This is a genomic window from Hymenobacter sp., from assembly GCF_036388155.1.
Lineage (GTDB): Bacteria > Bacteroidota > Bacteroidia > Cytophagales > Hymenobacteraceae > Hymenobacter.
The window spans coordinates 1-18520 of the sequence record NZ_DASVSI010000070.1 but is presented as its reverse complement, the minus strand read 5'-3'; the positions used below and the strand labels follow the sequence as shown (position 1 = coordinate 18520).

15 protein-coding genes are annotated in these 18520 nt (G+C 62.1%); 12 read left to right on the top strand and 3 right to left on the bottom strand.

All coding sequences use genetic code 11. The features are described 5' to 3' along the window. Nucleotides 1-41 precede the first annotated feature (41 nt). Together VF629_RS10110 and VF629_RS10105 are read left to right on the top strand one after the other, a co-directional pair. Nucleotides 42-2282 (top strand): beta-1,3-glucanase family protein, encoded by a 2241-nt coding sequence (locus VF629_RS10110; protein ID WP_331058358.1) that lies wholly within the window; start codon nucleotides 42-44, stop codon nucleotides 2280-2282. A gap of 290 nt (nucleotides 2283-2572) precedes the next feature. Then, nucleotides 2573-4027, top strand: a complete 1455-nt coding sequence (locus tag VF629_RS10105) for a carbohydrate-binding protein (protein ID WP_331058357.1) — start codon at nucleotides 2573-2575, stop codon at nucleotides 4025-4027. A gap of 172 nt (nucleotides 4028-4199) precedes the next feature. Here VF629_RS10105 and VF629_RS10100 read toward each other — a convergent pair whose 3' ends face one another. Continuing rightward, complete coding sequence (locus tag VF629_RS10100; protein WP_331058356.1) at nucleotides 4200-4787, bottom strand: YdeI/OmpD-associated family protein; 588 nt, start codon at nucleotides 4785-4787, stop codon at nucleotides 4200-4202. Between the two features lie 191 nt (nucleotides 4788-4978). On the opposite strand from VF629_RS10100, the gene VF629_RS10095 reads away from it, so the two are divergent. Beyond that, complete coding sequence (locus VF629_RS10095) at nucleotides 4979-6076, top strand: L-dopachrome tautomerase-related protein (protein WP_331058355.1); 1098 nt, start codon at nucleotides 4979-4981, stop codon at nucleotides 6074-6076. A 103-nt stretch (nucleotides 6077-6179) separates the two neighbouring features. Here the strand turns inward: VF629_RS10095 and VF629_RS10090 are convergent, their stop codons facing one another. Then, complete coding sequence (locus tag VF629_RS10090; protein WP_331058354.1) at nucleotides 6180-8633, bottom strand: outer membrane beta-barrel family protein; 2454 nt, start codon at nucleotides 8631-8633, stop codon at nucleotides 6180-6182. A gap of 228 nt (nucleotides 8634-8861) precedes the next feature. Here VF629_RS10090 and VF629_RS10085 point away from each other — a divergent pair, with 228 nt between their 5' ends. After that, complete coding sequence (locus VF629_RS10085) at nucleotides 8862-9974, top strand: sensor histidine kinase (protein ID WP_331058353.1); 1113 nt, start codon at nucleotides 8862-8864, stop codon at nucleotides 9972-9974. Between the two features lie 73 nt (nucleotides 9975-10047). Beyond that, the gene (locus VF629_RS10080) at nucleotides 10048-10734 is read left to right on the top strand and encodes a LytTR family DNA-binding domain-containing protein (RefSeq protein WP_331058352.1); all 687 of its coding nucleotides are present in this window, start codon (nucleotides 10048-10050) and stop codon (nucleotides 10732-10734) included. Between the two features lie 226 nt (nucleotides 10735-10960). Here the strand turns inward: VF629_RS10080 and VF629_RS10075 are convergent, their stop codons facing one another. Then, nucleotides 10961-12967, bottom strand: a complete 2007-nt coding sequence (locus tag VF629_RS10075; RefSeq protein ID WP_331058351.1) for an amidohydrolase family protein — start codon at nucleotides 12965-12967, stop codon at nucleotides 10961-10963. 195 nt (nucleotides 12968-13162) lie between these two features. Between VF629_RS10075 and tssD the strand changes: the two genes are divergently transcribed. From tssD to VF629_RS10040, 7 genes are all read left to right on the top strand, one after another. Next, on the top strand, nucleotides 13163-14332 hold the full coding sequence (tssD, locus tag VF629_RS10070) for a type VI secretion system tube protein TssD (protein WP_331058350.1): 1170 nt from the start codon (nucleotides 13163-13165) through the stop codon (nucleotides 14330-14332). After that, the gene (locus tag VF629_RS10065) at nucleotides 14329-14895 is read left to right on the top strand and encodes a hypothetical protein (protein WP_331058349.1); all 567 of its coding nucleotides are present in this window, start codon (nucleotides 14329-14331) and stop codon (nucleotides 14893-14895) included. Before tssD ends, VF629_RS10065 begins: the two co-directional genes overlap by 4 nt. 56 nt (nucleotides 14896-14951) lie before the next feature. Beyond that, nucleotides 14952-16115, top strand: a complete 1164-nt coding sequence (locus VF629_RS10060) for a hypothetical protein (RefSeq protein ID WP_331058348.1) — start codon at nucleotides 14952-14954, stop codon at nucleotides 16113-16115. A gap of 20 nt (nucleotides 16116-16135) precedes the next feature. Further along, nucleotides 16136-16723, top strand: coding sequence for a hypothetical protein (locus VF629_RS10055; RefSeq protein ID WP_331058347.1), 588 nt, complete (start codon nucleotides 16136-16138; stop codon nucleotides 16721-16723). Nucleotides 16724-16766: 43 nt separating this feature from the next. Continuing rightward, nucleotides 16767-17387, top strand: a complete 621-nt coding sequence (locus VF629_RS10050; RefSeq protein ID WP_331058346.1) for a hypothetical protein — start codon at nucleotides 16767-16769, stop codon at nucleotides 17385-17387. A gap of 262 nt (nucleotides 17388-17649) precedes the next feature. Beyond that, nucleotides 17650-18282, top strand: a complete 633-nt coding sequence (locus tag VF629_RS10045; protein WP_331058345.1) for an enhanced serine sensitivity protein SseB C-terminal domain-containing protein — start codon at nucleotides 17650-17652, stop codon at nucleotides 18280-18282. A gap of 28 nt (nucleotides 18283-18310) precedes the next feature. Beyond that, on the top strand, nucleotides 18311-18499 hold the full coding sequence (locus tag VF629_RS10040; protein WP_331058344.1) for a hypothetical protein: 189 nt from the start codon (nucleotides 18311-18313) through the stop codon (nucleotides 18497-18499). Nucleotides 18500-18520 lie beyond the last annotated feature (21 nt).

Here is an 18520-nt window from a genome sequence, read left to right as displayed (position 1 = left end):
GAGCGGGCTCATTTCCATAATTCCCACATCCCTTTCTAACTATGAAAAAAAATACTTTTTTCTCAGCACTGGCCGTTCTGCTCACGGCGCTGCTATTGCCGTTTGGCAGCCGGGCCCAAGGCCCGATTCCGTTCACCATTGCCAACAACTCGCCCTTTGCCGACACGGACTTGTTCGTGGCCGTGGTCGGCATTGACGCCTCCACAGGCAACCACATCTGGGTAAACCCGCGCACGAGCGCCGTATTGCCCATGTCGTCGTCCTACAACACGGTGCTGGGCCCAACCTACAACGGCGCCACCGGCCCTGGCGGCAACTCGCGCTACGCCGACTGCTTCACCCGCCTCAGCGACATCAACAACCGCACCTTCACCCTGCCCCAGATTGCGGGCTGCCGGGTGTTCATCTCGCGCGGGCAGCAGCTGTATTTCTACTTCTACGGAGCTTCGGGGGCGCCGTCGGGCTATTCGGGACCCAACCCGCAGAACCCGAACGACCCCAACCGGGGCATCCTCTACGAAATCATCGAGCTGACCAACAACCAGTTCGGCTTCTTCGGCAACACCACCCGCGTCGACTCCTACAAGTACCCCATGGGCCTGGAGCTGTTTGGCGTGGGTTACCAGCAGCGCACCGGCGAGCTGAAAAACCACGCCGACATCCAGGCCGCCTACCGGGCCAACGTGCCCACTGAATTCCAGGGCCTGCTGAACAACACCACGGGCGAAATCACCTTCCCCGCCAAAACCCCCGCCTTTGCCGACGGCACCAACGGCACCACGCCCGGCCCCTACGCCAACTACCTGGGCCCGTACATCGACGCCATCTGGAGCAAGTACACCAACGAGGACCTGATTTTCTTTGCCGGCAACGCGGGCGTCTTCAGGGGGCGCGTGAGCGGCGGGCGCCTCACGGTGGTGGGCCAGTCGGGGGCTTACGCCGGCCGCACGGGCATTGTGGCGGCCAAGCCCACCACGCAGGAAGCCTTTGAGGGCAAGGGCGTGCTCGACCGGCGCGTGGGCGACGGCGACTGCGACCTCGTGGTGCAGGCCCAGCTCACGGCGGCCATCAACCGCCACGTGGTGAACACCACCACGCCCAACCCCGGCCAGCAAAACTGGTACGACGCCTCCCGGTACTACCTGACCGCGCCGGCCAACTACTACGCCCGCTTCTGGCACCTGCCCGGCATCAGCATCGACCAAAAGTCCTACGGCTTTGCTTACGACGACGTGAACGACCAGTCGGCGACGCTGCAAACGCCGCGGCCAACCCGGGCCGTGGCCACGTTTGGCGGCTACGCGGGCGCTGCGCCGCCACCCGCCACCGGGGTTGCCACCGTGTACAAGGACTGCAACTACACCGGCACCGCCACGGCGCTGCCCGCCGGCGACTACACCCTGGCCCAACTGCAAGCCCGCGGCATTCTGGACAACGACATTTCCTCGCTGCGCGTGAACAGCGGCTTTGAAGTGGTGCTCTACGAGAACAACAACTTCAGCGGGGCCGCGCTCACGGTGGGCTCGGCCGGCAACGGCTGCCTGGTGAACAACCCGCTGGGCACCGGCAACTGGAACGACAAAGCCACTTCGCTGCGGGTGCGCACGGCTTCGTCGGCAGCTTTCAGCCGCCAGCTGGAGGCCGAGGCAGCCAACGTGAACAACGGCATGGTGGTGGAAAACTGCTCGGAAGGCGGCCAGAATATGGGCTTCATTGACGGCGGCGACTACCTGGTGTGGAACGGCATCAACTTCCCTACTTCCGGCACCTACCTCATCGAGTACCGCGTGGCTAGTGGGGCCGGCGGCGGCACCATTTCGGCAGATTTGAACGCCGGGGCCACCCAGTTGGGCAGCACCACCATCCCCGGCACAGGCGGCTGGCAGAACTGGACCACCGTGTCACGGACCGTCACCATCAACGCGGGCACCTACAACTTCGGCATCTACGCCCAGACCGGCGGCTACAACCTCAACTGGGTCCGCATCACCAAGCAGGGCACGGCTCGCTTGGCCTCCACTGCCACGGCTACGGCCATGCCCGGCAGCGAGAAGGTGCTGGAGCTGTACCCCAACCCCACAACGGAGCGCCTGAACCTGGCGCTGCCCGCCAAATACGCCGGCGAGCAGATGCAGATTCTGAGCGTGGAAGGCCGCGTGGTGTGGCGCGGCACCTACACCGGCGAGGCCGTGGACGTGAGCAGCCTCAAGGCCGGCCTCTACACGCTGGTACTGAGCACCAAAGAAGCCGGCAAATTGGTGAGCCGCTTCAGCAAGCAATAGGCAAATGGTCACCGAAACCTAAAAGACCGTCACGCCGAGCGCAGCCGAGGCATCTCGCGTGGGGCAGTGATTAAATCGTTTGTCATCCTCATCTGGCGTCCGCGCAGCGAAGGACCTTCTCACTAGTGGACGAGTTCTGGCTTGATAAGGTCCTTCGCTGCGCGGACGCCAGATGAGGATGACAGACGAAACGAGCGAGATGCCTCGGCTGCGCTCGGCATGACGGTCTTTTGGATTGAACACAGCTATCCAAAAACCTTCCATTTTCCATTCCACAAAACCCACCCCTCATGAATAACCTGTTTACCACGCTCCGGCGGGCCCTGGCCATTACGGCCGTGTGCGCCCTGGGAGCCCAGGCGCAAACCTACCAGCAAGTCTGGGCCGACGAGTTCACTACGGGCATTGGCCCGAGCTGGAAATTTGAAACCGGCGGCGGCGGCTGGGGCAACAACGAGAAGCAGTACTACCAGGCCTCCAACGCCTCGGTGGCCAACGGCGAGCTGCGGATTACGGCCCGCAGGGAGAACGTGGGCGGCATGCCCTACACCTCGGCCCGCATGATAACGCAAGGGCTCAAGCAGTTCACCTACGGCCGAATGGAAGCCCGCATCAAAATGCCCCAGGGCCAGGGACTGTGGCCGGCGTTCTGGATGCTGGGCAGCAACATCAGCACGGTGAGCTGGCCCCGCTGCGGCGAAATCGACATCATGGAGCACATCAACACCGAAAACCGCGTGCTTGGCACCGTGCACTGGGACAACAACGGCAGCTACGCGCAGTACGGCGGCAACACCGCCACCACGCCAGCCGACTACCACGTCTACAGCGTGGAGTGGACCCCCACGTTCATCAAGTGGTTCGTGGACGGCGCGCAGTACCACGAAATCAACATCGCCAACGGCGCGGGCGGCACCGACGAGTTTCAGCGCCCGTTCTTCCTGCTGCTGAACCTGGCCGTGGCCGGCAACCTGCCCGGCCAGACCGTGGACGAAAGCCGGCTGCCCGCCACCATGTTCGTCGACTACGTGCGGGTGTTCCAGAAAACTGGCACCACCACGCCCCAGCCTTCTTCCATCACCCTGCAAGCCGAAGCCGCTACCGTGAACAGCGGCATGGTGGTGGAAAACTGCTCGGAAGGCGGCCAGAACATGGGCTGGATTGATGCCGGTGACTACTTGGTGTGGAACAACGTCAACTTCCCCACCTCGGGCACCTACCTCATCGAGTACCGCGTGGCCAGCGGCGCGGGCGGCGGCACGATTTCGTCGGACCTGAACGCGGGCAGCACCCAGCTGGGCAGCACGGGCATTCCCGGCACGGGCGGCTGGCAGAGCTGGACCACCGTGTCCAGGACCGTAAACGTGAACGCGGGCACCTACAACTTCGGCGTGTATGCCCAGACCGGCGGCTACAACCTCAACTGGGTCCGCATCACCAAGCAGGGCACCGCCCGCTTGGCGGCCAGCCCCGAGATGGCCACTTCAGCCCCGGCCACCTCGGAAGTAAGCCTCGTGAAATCAACCGAAATCTACCCCAACCCCGTTGCCGACCAGCTCCACGTGAACTCCGACCTGGAGTTGGCCACCAGCGAGTACCGCATCCTCAACGCCTACGGCAAAGCCGTGGCCAGCGGGCGGTTTGAGCGCGGCGACGTGAACGTGGCCGCGCTGCCGGCCGGCGTGTACACACTGGTGATAACGAGCAAAGGCCAGCAGACCGTGACGCGCCGCTTTGTGAAGTAAACTAGAGAATATGTTGAAAGAACAGGCCGCCCGCTAATGGGCGGCCTATTTGTTTGAACGAGGTAGAGACGCAACATTTTGCGTCTCGTCGTTGAACGACTCGCATTGAGCGATGACGTTGTTGGCACGATACGCTAACGGCGCGGCCGCCGAGACGCAAAATGTTGCGTCTCTACTCGCGGTCGAAGTTGGCGCGCTTGTTCAGGGCGGCCAGGCGCACGGTTTCGGCCACGCGGCGGGCGCGGGTTTCGGGCTGTTTAGCGCCCAGCACCCAGGTCAGAATCATCTTGCGGGCCGAAAGGGAGAAGGCGTCGAAATTGGCTTGCGCAGCGGTATTGCCGGCAAAAGCATCGGCTAAATCTTCGGGTACCTCGCCGGCTTCGGCTGCGTCGAGGCTTTCCCAGGCGCCGTTTTGCTGGGCGCGGGCGATGGCGGCCAGGCCGGCGGGCATAAGCAGGCCGGCGGCTTCGAGGCGCGTCAGCCGCTCCTTATTTACCTTGCTCCAACCGCTTTTGGGCTTGCGCGGCGTGAAGAGCAGCTGCGTGCGCTCGGCGTCGAGCTTGCGCGGGTGCGAGTCAATCCAGCCGAAGCAAAGGGCTTCTTCCACTGCCTCGGGATACGTCACGCTGGGCTGGCCACTGGCTTTTTTGAAGTACACCAGCCACACGCCGGGTTCGGTGGCGTGGTGGGTGGCCAGCCACTGCCGCCACTCGGCGCGGCTGGCGGGCTGGGTTTGGGCGAAGGCATCGGTGCGGGGCATGGCGGGGGCGAAGAAGGGCTCGGGCAGCAGCGAGTAGCTCCGTATTTCTGACCAAACCGCTTCCGTAAAAATGCGGAATCAGCGGCTAGCGACCAGCTTGGCAGCGCCGCACGGGAAAGGTAGCGCGTACAGGTGAAAATGAGCGCAGGGGTCGCTCACGCCTTTGCCTTCCATTCTCCCTGTTCTACCTGATGAGAAATCTACTTGCCCTGGGCTTGGGCCTGCTGCTGCTGGCGGGCTGCAACGACGACAACGACGAACCCCTCACGCCCGTCACGCCCTCCCTGAACGTGCCCCTCACGCCCGTGGCCACCTCCACGGTGCAGTGGACGGGCGTGGCCGTGACCCGCGACAACCGCGTGTTTGCCAACTTCCCCCGCATGGAAACCGACACCATCCCCTACTCGGTGGCGGAGGTGAGCGGCACCCAGGCCACGCCCTTCCCCGACGCGGCCTGGAACACCTGGGACCGCACCCAGCCGCCCCAAAACAAGTTCGTGTGCGTGCAAAGCGTGTACGTCGACGCCAATAATTTCCTGTGGGTGCTCGATGCGGCGTCGCCCTCCATGCGCGGCGTGGTGCCCGGCGGCGCCAAGCTGCTCAAGTTCGACGTGAACACGCGGCAAGTGGTGCAGCGCATCGACTTCAACGACCAAACCGTGGTGTACCCCACCAGTTACCTCAACGACGTGCGCATCGACACGCAGGCCAATTTTGCCTACATCACCGACTCCAACGCGGGCGCCCTCATCGTGGTGAACCTGGCCTCGGGCCGCGCCCGACGCCTGCTCAGCAACCACCCGTCCACGAAGTCCGAAAATCTGATTTTGACGGTGGAAGGCCGGGTGTGGCGCAACCAAACCGGCGAGCTGCCCGACATCGATTCCGACGGCATTGCCCTCTCGCCCAACCGCGACTACCTCTTCTACCACGCCCTCACGGCCCGGCCACTCTTCCGCATTGCCACCCAGTACCTGCGCGACGAGGCCCTGCCGGAGTCGCAGCTGGCGCAACGCGTCGAGCTGGTGGCCGAAACCAACCCGCCCGACGGCATGGCCTTCGACCCGGCCGGCAACCTCTACCTCACCGACATCCAAAACAACGCCGTGACGCGCTTCACGCCCACGGGGCAATTCCAGGTGGTGGCCCAAGACCCGCAGCTGAAATGGCCCGATAGCTTCTCGGTGGCTTCCGACGGGTCGGTGTACGTCACCACGTCGCAGCTGCACATTCCGCGCCGGCAGCGCACCGAGCCGTACCGCATATTCAAGCTGGCGGTGCCGCAGTAAACCAGTACGCACGGAACATGCAAAAAAGGCCGAAGCTCGTACAGCTTCGGCCTTTTTGCGTTGGAGAATAGCCCTGGGCAGGCATTGCCGCTGGGCGCGGGGGCTAGTTGTCCATGCGCGACTTTTCGGCTTCGATGCCGGTGCTGCGGCGCTGGCTGGCTTTCACGTTCTTGTTGCCGAATTTGTAGCTGAAGTTGAGCTTCACGAAGCGGCTTTCGGCTTTGTCGAGGTTGGCGGAGTTGATGCCGTTGGCCAGCACGTCGTAGCGGTTGTTTTGGGTGTTGAACACGTCGCTGACGTTGAGTGTGAGCGTGGCCGCCTCTTTCAACAGCGACTTGGAAACCCCGAAGCTGCTCACGAAGCGCGACTGGAAGGCCAGGCCGCCAAACGTCATCGGCGACATGTACTGGGCCGATGCTTCGGCCTTGAAGCCCTTGGGCAGCGTGAGGGTGTGGTTGCTGGAGAGGAAAGCCGAGGGCCGGGCGACGCTCAAGCCCACGTTGGCGAGGCCGTTGATGCGAGCATACTCCAAGCCCAGCGTGGTCACCGTCATCCATTTGCCGCTCAGCAGGGGCTTCATGAGGGTAGTGCTGGCTGAGACGGACTCGGCGCTGCGAAAGTTCTGGAAGGTGTTGACCACTACCTGCGTGGCTTCGTCTTTCTGGTAGGTTTCCATCAGCACGTCGGTGTGGCGGCCGTAGCTGATGGAGGTGGTGAGCAGGTTGTTGTAGGAGTGCGTGAATTCGAAGTTGTTCGAGAACGAGGGGCGAATGGCGGGGTTGCCCTGGGCGTAGCGGTACTGGCTGATGTAGGTGACGAAGGGGTTGACGATGCCGAAGGCGAACCGGTCAATCTTGCGGCTGTAGGCAAAACCGAGCTGCACTTTTTCCGACCGGTTGTACTGAGCCGACACGCTGGGGAACAGGTTCAGGTAGTGGCGCCGGGTGGTTTGGCCGGTGGTGAGGGAGGTGCCGGTGGTGTTGGTTTGCTCGGCGCGCAGGCCCAGCTGCACGCTCACTTGCTGCACGCTGCGGCCGAAGGTGCCGTAGGCGGCATTGATGTTTTCGCGGTAGACGAAGTGGTTGGTTTTGCCCAGGTCCACGGCCCAGGGCTGGCCGGCGCGGGCCTGCTCCCAGCGGATGTCGTTGTCGGTGGTGGTGAAGGTGGTTTTCAGGCCAGCCTCCAGGGTGCCGTGGTAGAGGGGCTGCGTGTAGTCGGCCGAGGCGGAGCGCACCGAGTTGCGGGCCGGCGAACTGTCGCGCAGCAGGCTGGCGGGACCGGTTTCCTGCATCAAGTCATCGAAGCGGCGGGTGGTGTAGTCGTTGCGCCAGTCCTTGCGGTAGCCGAAGTAGTCGGCGTTCAGGCTCAGGGTGCGGCCCAGGGTGTCGAGGGTGGTTTTGTAGTAGACGTTCACGGACGGGCTCAGGAACTGCGCCGTGCCCACGGTGCGCACGGCCGAAGCGTCGAGCGGCACGTCGGTGCTGAGGCGGGCCAGGTTCTGGCCGTCGCGGTCGCGGGCGTTGAGCATGCCCTTCAGCACCACGCCGGCCGAGCTGGTTTTGCTCAGCTCGTAGTCGAAGCCCAGCTTGGCGGAGTTGTTCTGGTTGTGGCGCACCTCGCGGCCGTTTTCGCGGATTTCCAGGGCGCCCTCCACTTTGCGCACGGCGCCGGTGGTGGCGTACACCTGGTTTTCGAGGCGGTCGAGGCTGCCGTACACGTTCAGCTTGGCGGTGCGGTGGTTGAGGGCGAGGCCGGCGTTGTAGCGGCCGTACTGGCCGGCGCCCACGCCCAGCGTGGCCGTGCCGTTGGTGCCCAGCTTGCGGCTTTTGGCGGTGATGAGGTTGATGACGGCGGCGCCGTTGGCGTCGTATTTGGCCGAGGGGTTGGCAATGACTTCGACCCGGTCCAGTGTGCTGCCGGGCATGGCGCTGAGCATGGTTTTCAGCTCTTCCCCGCTCATGTTGGTGGTTTTGCCGTCGAGCAGCACGGTCACATTTTTGCCGCGCAGCACCAGTCCTCCCCCCTGCTCCAGCACGCCGGGGGCGCGGCCCAGCACGTCGTAGGCCGTGCCGCCGGCCGCAATGGGGCTGGCGGCCACGTTGAGCACCAGCTTGTCGGCCCGCTGCTCGATGAAGGGCTTGGCCGCCGTCACGGTCACGCCGCCGAGGAGCTGGCGGTCGGCGGCCAGCAGCACAGGCGCCAAAGCCGTGGGCTGGCCGGCGGCCACGGTAACGGCCACCGGAGCAGTCGTTTTGTAGCCCACGTAACGCACCTGCAGCTCGTAGCTGCCGGCCGGCACGGCGTCGAAGCGGAAAGCGCCTTGCTCGTTGCTAACGGTGCTGAGCAGGTTGCGGGCATCGGCGGTGGCTTGCAGAATTACCGTGGCAAACGGCAGCGCCTGGCGGCCCAGGCTGTCGGCCACGGTGCCCGAGAGCGACGATGCAGCGGAAGGGCTGAGCGCCTGGGCCGCCGTGGTGGCCGGGATTTGAGCGAGGGCAACTGCGGGGGCAGTGGCCAGGGCGGCGAGGAACAGCAGGGAGGTGGAAGCGTTTTTCATGACGAAGAAAAAGGAGGTTGCTGAGGAGGTTGGCCCGAGCCGCTAACCGGCTGGGAATGGGACAAAGCAACGGCGGCCCAATCCTGTGTTTCCTGCTTTTTCGACCACGCCAAGCCACTTTCCGACCAATTCGACCCGGCAGTTTTTTAGTCGAAAAAATCCCGGCATTGGTCGAAAAATCCCCCGTCCGGCACCGGCATCCCGCCCAAAACCTGCCACCTTCGCCCCATGCAACCCGCCCCCCCCGCCGACCGACCCAGCCGCTTCCCCCTACTCTTCGAGCTGCTGATTTGGGGCCTCTACGTGGGCCTCTACAAGTACGCGCAGTACCTGGACGACGCCACGCTGCTGCACCAGCCCATGCAGCCAGCCAACTTTCCCTTTCCGCAGCTCATCCTGTTTGCGCTGCTGGCCACCGCCTATGTGCTGCCCTACTACCGCTGGCTGGTGCCCAGGCTGCTGCGTCAGCGCCGCTACGCCCTGCTGGCGGGCAGCGCGCTGGTATACCTGTGGTGGGGCATCAAGCTGAACACCTGGGCGGTGGCGCTGCTGTTTCGGCCCCTGGCCGTGCCGCCCCTGCTGGCCGATTTCTACCAGCGGTTTGCGGCCCTCACGCCCGCTCAGCTCCTGGGGTTGCAAAACCCGCAATTGGGCCTGCTGCTCACCGATTTCCTGGCCTTCGGGTGCGTGGCCTTCGTGCGGGTGGCGTTTGAGCAGGAATACCGGCGCCGCCACCTGGAGCGCGACCACCTGGCCCTGCAGCTGGAGCAGCTCAAGAGCCAGCTGCAGCCCCATTTCCTGTTCAACACCCTCAACAGCATCTACGGCCTCAGCCTGGCCGGCTCGCCCGAAACGCCGCGCTTCATCCTGCTGCTCTCGGAGCTGATGCGCTACGTGCTCTACGACAGCGGCCGCGAACGCATTGCGCTGGCCGAGGAAGTCACCTTTCTGGAAAACTACTTCGAGATGGAGCAGCGCAAATACGCGGGCGCCAGCATCACCTTCACCGCCACCGGCACCGCCGATGCTGCGCTGCAAGTGCCGCCCCTGCTGCTGCTACCGCTCGTGGAAAACAGCTTTAAGCACGGACGCCACCACTATTCCGACCACGCCAGCGTGGCGGCCACGCTCACGGCCACGCCCAGCCAGCTGCATTTCGTGATTGAAAACGACATGCTGCCCGAAGCGCCAGCGGCCGTCGGAGCGAGGCGCAGCGGCGGCATTGGGCTGGTAAATATTCGTCAGCGGCTGAACCTGTACTACCCGAACACGCACGTGCTGGTACTCTCGGAGCGAGACGGGCGGTACCGGGCCGAGCTTACCTTGAATGTCTCGTCGTAGCGCGGACTTTTAGTCCGCGCGTGGTAGGTTCGTAGCGGTTCTCACTCGCGGACTAAAAGTCCGCGCTACTCCCATGTCCTCCCCCGTCCGCTGCCTGATTGTCGACGATGAGCCGCTGGCCCACCAGGTCCTCACCCAGTTCATCAACCAAACGCCGGGCCTGGTGCTTGCCGGCACCTGCCGCAACGCCATGGAAGCGCACGAGCACCTCACCCAGCACCCCGTCGACCTGATGTTCCTCGACATCGAAATGCCGCTGATGAACGGCCTCAGCTTCCTGCGCACGCTGAAGCACCCGCCCAAAACCATCATCACCACCGCCTACCGCGAATACGCTTACGACGGCTACGAGCTCGACGTGCTGGATTACCTGCTCAAGCCCTTCAGCTACGAGCGGTTTCGCAAAGCCACGGGCCGGCTCCAGCCCGCGGCGGCTACCAACTCAGACGAGGAAAAAACGCTGCTCCTGAAAGACCAGGGCAGCTTGTTCAAGGTGCCGTACCGCGACATTCTCTACGTGGAGGGCTGCAAAGACTACGTGAAGGTGGTAACCGCCGCCAAAACCCACCTGCACCACGCCACCATGCAGGCCATGACCGACACGCTGGGCGAGGCGTTTGTGCGGGTGCACCGCTCGTTCATTGTGGGAGCGGCCCACATCAAGCTCCTCCAACCCGAGCAAGTCGCGCTTACCGATGGTAGCCTGATTCCCATTGGAAATTCCTACAAACCGGAGCTGCTGGCGTGGTTCAAGAAGTAAAAGGTCCCTGGAACACTGACCGGCCTCTCACTAACTGACAGTCGCGATGAATCAAACCCGTCCTGCCGAACGAAGCCGGTCATGCTGAGCGCAGCCGAAGCATCTCGCGTGTGGTAGTAAACCAATCGTCAGGATTACTGGCGGCACGCGAGATGCTTCGCTGCGCTCTGCATGACGGTTTACGATTTAGGTGCAATGCAATGAGAAAGCAGGCAAAGAAGACCTACTACTCCACATAATCGGCCAACTGCCGCATCTGCTTTGGCTCATATACCTGCCCGTTTTTCACCACCAATCGCACGCGCCGCAAGTCGCTGATTTTCTGTAGCGGGTTGCCGTCAATAATCACCACATCAGCGGGCTTGCCAACGTCGAGTGAGCCGGCGCGGGCGTCCATCTGCATGGCGCGGGCCGCGGCAATGGTGGCCGTCTGCAAAGCTTGCATGGGCGTGAGGCCGGCTTGCACGTAGAGTTCCAGCTCGCGGGCCAAACTGCTGCCGGGAAAGCCCATGTCGGTGCCGGCCACAATGGGGATGCCGTGGTCGTAAAGCGCCTTCACCAGGCCCCGTTCGCTGGCAAAAAAGGGCACGGCCTTCGCGGCTTTATCGGGCGCCATGCCCATGTTGACGTACAGGCCCTGCAGGGGCAGCGGCAGCTTAGCGTAGTTGGGCTCCAGCTCCTTGATGTCGGACTTGGTAGAGCGGAGCATCATTTCGTAGATGCCCAGTGTGGGGTCGATGACGGTATTGTGTGCTTTGAGGAAGGCAAAAACGCGGGCGCTGGTGGTGTCGTTCAGCACGAGGGAGCGGTCAGGCTTGCGCTGGAGCAGTTCGGCCACGTAGGCAATGTGGTTTACCTGGTCCATGCCCGCGGCTACGCCCTGGTAGAGGTTCATGTCATCCGGGATGTGGCCCGTCACGGTAAGGCCCGCGCGGTGCGCCTCCTGACAAATGGCCCGCACAACATCGGGCTTCAGGGAGCTGTAGAGCTTAATTTGGGCGAAGCCACTGGCCTTGTAGCGCTGTACTGCCTGGGCGGCCTCGGCGGGGGTATTGGCCCGCACGATGCCGAGTGCGCTGGGCCCGTCGCCGTCAATCAGGCCAGCTTTGAGGATGCGCGGGCCCACGCCCTGGCCGCCGTCGATGGCTTGTTGAATGGCGTTGATGTAGCTAAACTCGTTGCCGCAGTCGCGCACCGTGGTCACGCCGGCCGCGAGGTAAGCGGGCCCCCACTCGGCCTGCTGGAAGTGGGCGTGCATGTCCCAGAGGCCCGGCAGCACGGTTTTGCCCTCGGCCCGAATGACGCGGGCGCCTTTAGGCACGGCCACGCTGGCGGCCGGGCCCACTTTGGTAATCTTGCCGCCGGCCAGCAGCACCACGGCGTTGGGGATGCTGCAGCCGCGCACCACGTCCACCACGGTGCCGCCCACAATAGCCAGCACGGCGGGCTGGGTGGCCTTTTTGCTGGCAGCAGTGGCGCCCATCTCGGCCCGAAACAGGCGCATGCCGTGCCCGGCCGCCCTGCCGATGAGCGCGGGCAGTAGGGCTTCGTAAGGCTGCCACATCAGTTCGAGTTTGTCGCCCTCGGCGTCATTGGTGATGAGGCCGACGAGGTTGTTCTGCTGGTCGGTCCAGAGCAGCTCGTTGCCCCACACGAGGCCCTTGAGCACGTAGCGGCGCAGCAGCAGCGGCCGGTTCTGGAATTGCAGGGTGTCCACGCCGTCTTCCCGGATGCGCACCGTGCCGCCGGGCAGCAGCGGCAGGCTGGCGGGGCGGCCGTGCTGCTGCCAGTAGCGCAGCAGCAGCCACTGCCCAATGCCGGGCGAATAGCCCGCCACCGGGAAGCTCAGGGCTGGCAGCTTCTCGGTGCGCACGGCGTCACCGACGCGCACGCGGGCCTGCCCTTGTTCAATGCGAATGGTGTCGTTGATGGTGCTGAAGCGCGAGGTCTGCCCTTTCGCGGCCAGCCGCAGCGGTTCGCCGGCGGGCGTGACGGCAATCTGAGCCTTTAGTACCACGGGCGAGCCCCGGTCCACGAACTTAAAATCAGCGTCGTAGGTGTGGGCCTGCGCGGTGCGGGTCACCCGGTACGTTTCCTTGCCAATGCGCTGCTCGAACTTGTGCAGCAGGAAGGTGGCGCTGTCTGTGGGGGCCGGGACTTGGGCCTGGGCGGCGGCAGGACGCAGCAGGCTGAGTAGGCAGATGAGCGTTAGGCAAGATTGTTTTTGCAGCATGAGAAGTAGCGTGTATTCAACTATCCTAAAACTACAGAAGGTTTGTGGTTTCGGGGCCGGGGCCGGCGTAGCCGGTCGGGCTACGAAGGTTTCTGATAGCACAACGGCGGCGTTTGTATATGCGTGGCTAACTTGCTGCCCACAATCGGCTTGTTGGTCCGGTACGGTCCCAAGCGCAATTCCTTTCGTCTGCCCATGCCCTCCTTCTACGCCGAGCTCAAACTTGCCGGCATTGCGTACCGGGTGGTGCGCTGCCAGTACGCCTGCCACCAAAGCACCGACGCCCGGGGCCGGGCCAACGCCAAGGTGCGCCACGCCCTGCTGACCCTCACCCTCGACGTGCCCGACGACGACGCCTTGCTGGCCTGGGCGGCGGCCCCGTTCAAGGCCCTGGCCGGCGAGGTCGTCTTTTACAGCGCCACGCAGTTGGTGGCCCACGAAACCATCGCCTTCGCCGCGGGCCAGTGCGTGGGCTACGCCGAAACGTTCGAGAGCGGCGCCGGCCGCGACGGGGCCTACGTGTGCCACCTCACCGTGGCCGCCCCCAGCTTCGAGTTGCGCCGCGGCGGCCCGGGCGCTGTGGCGGCCGTGGCGGCTAGGGTGTTGCCGACCCTTGACAGTCCTAGCGTTACCGGTGCCGATACCGTCGCAATTGAGGCCGGCGCCGCAGTTGGCCCGGCTTTGCTTTCCTTGCCACCGGCTGAATACTCATTCGACGAGTTCAAGGCTACCATCTGGGGCAGCGACAAGGTGCCGACTGCGGTCATTGAACAACTCTACGCCCATTTCAACGCCGCCAGAGCGAGCCGTAATCCAGCGCCGCAATGGGCGAAAATGGAAAGCTTAGTTCGGGCCTCGACTTACATAGATGGCAAAGGGCTTCAGACAGCACTAAACGGGGGCTGGCCACCTGCTTTTGGGGGCTTCAACAAACGATTGGTGCAACCTGCTCCTCCTGATACATTCGACCGCTACCAAAAAGATGTGGACCTAGACGAAGAAGGACAGCCGGCATTGGGGGGCACATTCACTTCGCCAGTCCCCGCCGACGGCGCCTTGAATTATGAGGCCCGCGCCTTAGAAGGCGAGGAGAAGGACTATGACTTGATGTACGAAATCAAAGTTCTTAAACCTTTTCCTTTTCAGGGAGAAGAGGCCGACATCATTCCGTGGCATGGGCATGAGGGCAACGGCGTTCAGACCCGAATGCTGTTTCCGCCCAAAGACCCTGCTACTGGTCAATTTCCGTGGACTTGGCAACGACTCCAAAAAGAGAAGTACATTGAAATAAAATACAAGTCGTCCCCAAGCGGTAAATTTTTGATTTCACCCGACGGAACTTCACTAAAAGCAGCATCTGTATGAACGCGGTCGCCAACATCGAAAAAATATCCGAAGTCACAGTCGCACAAATGGAAGTTGAGCCCAGCAAAAAAGACACCTTCTTGGCTGGGCTGGTGCAAACCGGTGCTTTGCCTTTCATCTTTTATTATGGCAAACGCCGGGTACTTCAACACACCTGCAACTCCTGCGGCATCGAAGTAAGTGCTGAGTTTGCTTTTGGAAAACAGCTAATTGGCTTGGGCACTTTATCCAAAGAGGACTTCAATAATAATACCGCCCAACTCGATATTATGGGGCGGCTTTTTGAGCAACACCTCCGGCACTATACTGACGAGAATGGCATGGAGTCTTACCTCTACCTTAGTGCGCCTGACCCCAACAAAGGCGCTTTGCTAAGCGTGTCATACTATCGTTGCGCGCATTGCCACGCACAGTATTTAGTGCTCTACCAAAAACAGCTAAAAGATGAACGTCCTCCTTTTGAGCCGGATGAAATTCGCATTGAGAAAATATTTCAAGTCTCATTCGATGAGGACAAGTTGCTTGGGTTGCTCAACCGTGCGGGCTTGTCTGTTTCTGCCTAAGCCACGGTTTACCAAATTGGCCCCGTTGTCATCATGCGGTCAGCAACTAATTGCCGTTGGTTCGTTCATCGAACCGTGGCCTCCTGGCCTGGAATGGACGCCACGCTCGCTCGGAAGCAAGCCCTAATAATCACGAAACCATCGCCTTCGCCGCGGGCCAGTGCGTGGGCTACGCCGAAACGTTCGAGAGCGGCGCCGGCCGCGACGGGGCCTACGTGTGCCACCTCACCGTGGCCGCCCCCAGCTTCGAGCTGCGCCGCGGCGGAGCTCCGGCGGCGGCCGCGACAACGGCGACCGCGCTGCAAACGGCGGCTAAAATAGCTGCCAAAGCCAAGCCGGCTGCTGCCATTGTAGCCGCCGCGGCCGGGGCTTCGACCGCCGACGTTGCCAAGGCCGGAGCCGCAGCGGCCGCCGCTCACATCCTGCCCGCCGGCTTGCCCACTGGTTTCGTGACCGAGTACAGCCTAGAGGAATTTAGCTGCACCATCGGCGGGGCCCAGCACATGCTGCCGCCGGAAGTCATTGAGCAGTTGTATCAGCTATTCAACGCTGCTTCAGCCGCCTCGGTGCCGGGCCAGCCGTCGCTGGCGCACTGGAAAGCGGTGGAAAACCTGATGCGCAGCTCCTTCTACGTGGGCCCCAAAGATGGCAAAACCAAGCCCCTGAACGGCCACTGGCCCCCCGGCAACGGCGGCTACCAGCGCCAGACCGTGCAGCTCAAAGCTGACGACCGGTATGACCGCTACCAAGGGGGGGTGTTCGATAAAAAGCAGAACCTAGTAACCGGAAATTTTGACGTGGACCACGAAATCGGGGATGAATTTAAAGTAACGTTCGGTGGCAACTTCGTATCGCCGTTGGGCAGTGCTAGTACCCCGGATGCGCAGCAGTCCTTTGAGTCGCGGGCGCTGAACATGGCCGAGGACCAGTACCCCTTCAAATACACCATCGACATCCTCAAGGACGTGCCCACGGACGCCGTGTATGGCGAGCTAGCCAACGTCATTCCCTGGTACGGCCAGCCCGGCGGTGGCACTCAGCTCGACATTCGTTTTCCCGAAGAATACGAAGGGGAGCCTTGGAAATATCGAGAGTGGCAAAGGATGCAAGAAAAAGGCTTTGCAAAAATTGATTTACAATCCTCTCCCAACGGTCAGTTTGAAGTGCTGCCCAAGAATAAAGTGCGGCAGCTCAGAGACCATCCTAAAAAAACAGTTTAATGCCTGTTTCCCCTCCTTTATTGACCGCAGGCCTGCCTATTCGCCACCTCGGTACCGTTGCCCAAGCCACGGCCACCATCTGGCGCGATGACAACAACCCGTATGCCATTGATAAACCCGAATTTCACCTGGTATCCGTCACTTTCCCCGCCCGAATTCCAATGGAAGGCGGCTGGCGCCTGCAACATGCTTCTCCCACCTCCGGCAAACTGGTCACCCAGAATTCGATGGTGAGCTTATTCCACAGTGCGCAACGCGATAACGTTCGATTGAACACCTTCAACCTCTACAACATTGGCCTGCTTGAGAGCATTGCCTCCGCCTTTACCAACCAGCCATCTGCCGGAATAATGCACGGGGCCATGCGTACGGCCGAAGGCACCCCGCTGCTGCCGGGCAGCTCGCCCACTCTGACTTACTACCGACCCTTAGAAGCACCCGAGGAACAGTATCTGCTGCTCTATGATAATTGCTTCGCGCCTGGAGAGCGGCCCAACGAGGAGCCCAGCTTTACTGAACTCTACGCGCTGGTACAGGTCGAACTCGACGAGGAGCGCCTCGTTTTCCTGCTGCACCAAGCCCTCGACGCTGCTTATGAAGCACGGTAGGCGAAACCCCGGCAACACAGGGGCGGGCGGTAAGGCTTAAAGCTTGCTTGGTTTTTCTTTCCCTTCCGATGTCCGCTCCCCTCCCCTGCTAACCGAAGGCCTACCCATTCGCCGTCTCGGTATCGTCCCCCGGGCCACGGCCACCATCTGGCGCGATGACAATGACCCGTATGCGGCGGGTAAATCCGAATACCGCCTGGTGCCGGTCACGTTTCCGGCCGAGGTTCCAATGGAAGGCAGCTGGCGCCTGCAACACGCCTCGCCCACCACCGGCCAACTCGTGACCCAGAACTGGCTAGTGGACCTGTTTCACAGCCCAAAAGCATCAACCCTTCAGCTGGATACTTTTAGCTTGAACAACATTGGCCTGCTAAAAAGTATCGCCGCCGCTTTTACTAGTCAGCCAATTCCTGGGTTGGAACGCGGGGACCTAATGACAGTGGACGGGAAACCCCTGCTGCCGGGCAGTTCGCCTACCCTGACCTACTACCGCCCGCTGGAAGCGCCCGAGGAGCAATACTTGCTGCTCTATACCAACCGCTTCGCTCCCGGTGAGCGCGCAACTGAGATGCCCAGCTATGTCAGCCTCTATGCCTTGGTACAGGTCGAACTCGACGAGGAGCACCTCATTTTCTTGTTACGCCAGGCCCTTGACGCGGCATAAGAGGCCCGCTAAGCTCAGCCGGACGCAATGCCTGAGCTGCTTCCTTCTGTTTCCCTGCCAACTGGCGACCTGCTTGCCAGGCCGCCCTCGCTTACCAGTGCGAAACTCACATGGCTCATTGTTTAATCAATTTAGCCATTATCGAATGTGCGCCTAGGCTGAAACAGAACACTGGCTGGGCTCAATAAACCGTTGCTACACGGCAGAAACGAGCCTATGGTTGCTGCTATCTTTGGCCTCAATCCTTCCCTGCTTTCACTCCATGGCTACTCAACCTCCCCGCACATTTATCGACGACCTGACGAGCTATTTTGCGCAAAAAACCGAGGTACAAGCCGCTTATTTTGCTTTTTTATTTAGCTCCGCGAGCGAAACGCACGACCTGTTTCTGGGCGTCGAGCACGTCGGCGGGCTCGAGGGCATTCAGACCATGACCCTGCTCATCAAAAACGTGTACCTTGGCGACAGCCCTATGTATTTTGCTTCTACCGAGCACGATGCCGACACGTTCGCCATCGTGAAGGAAGAAGGGCTGCTGTTCTTCTCGCGCCAGGACGAAACCGCGGTAGCCCAGCAGTTGCTCAAACTTTTGTTCGATAAGCGCGAAGGCTCCGAGGCGTTGGCTGAAGCAGTGCGCCACAACAGCGTGTATGCGCTGGTTAACTCGGCCATGCTTCAGGAAAAAAAGCTGGCGGTGCAAGCGTTTGCCCAGGGCGAAACCGTTTTTACGCCACTCTATACGCATCCCAACATGCTGGCGCGGGCCGGGATGGCAGCCGTGCCGGCCGGCCTTGCCCTGGCGCGCGTCACGTGGAGCAAGCACTTGGCTGGCGCGCCCCCCCGACAGGTGGTGCTCAACCCCGATACCGACTTTACGGCCCAATTCGAGTTGTAGAGTGAGCAAGGCCCGTAATCCCCAGGAAGTGAAACTTCTGCTGAATGTTCATATCCAAGACACCGGCAAAGAGAAATGGACGGCCGCCGGCGGTTTTTTCATGAGCCCTGGCTCAGCCGCGGAAGTCGCGGCCGCCATTCGGTCCTTCCAAGCCGATGTGCGGCCCGTGCAAGAGCAGCTGGCGCTCGATTATCGCGGCACGTTCTACAAGTCCTGAGCCCGGGGAAAGTGGCCGCGG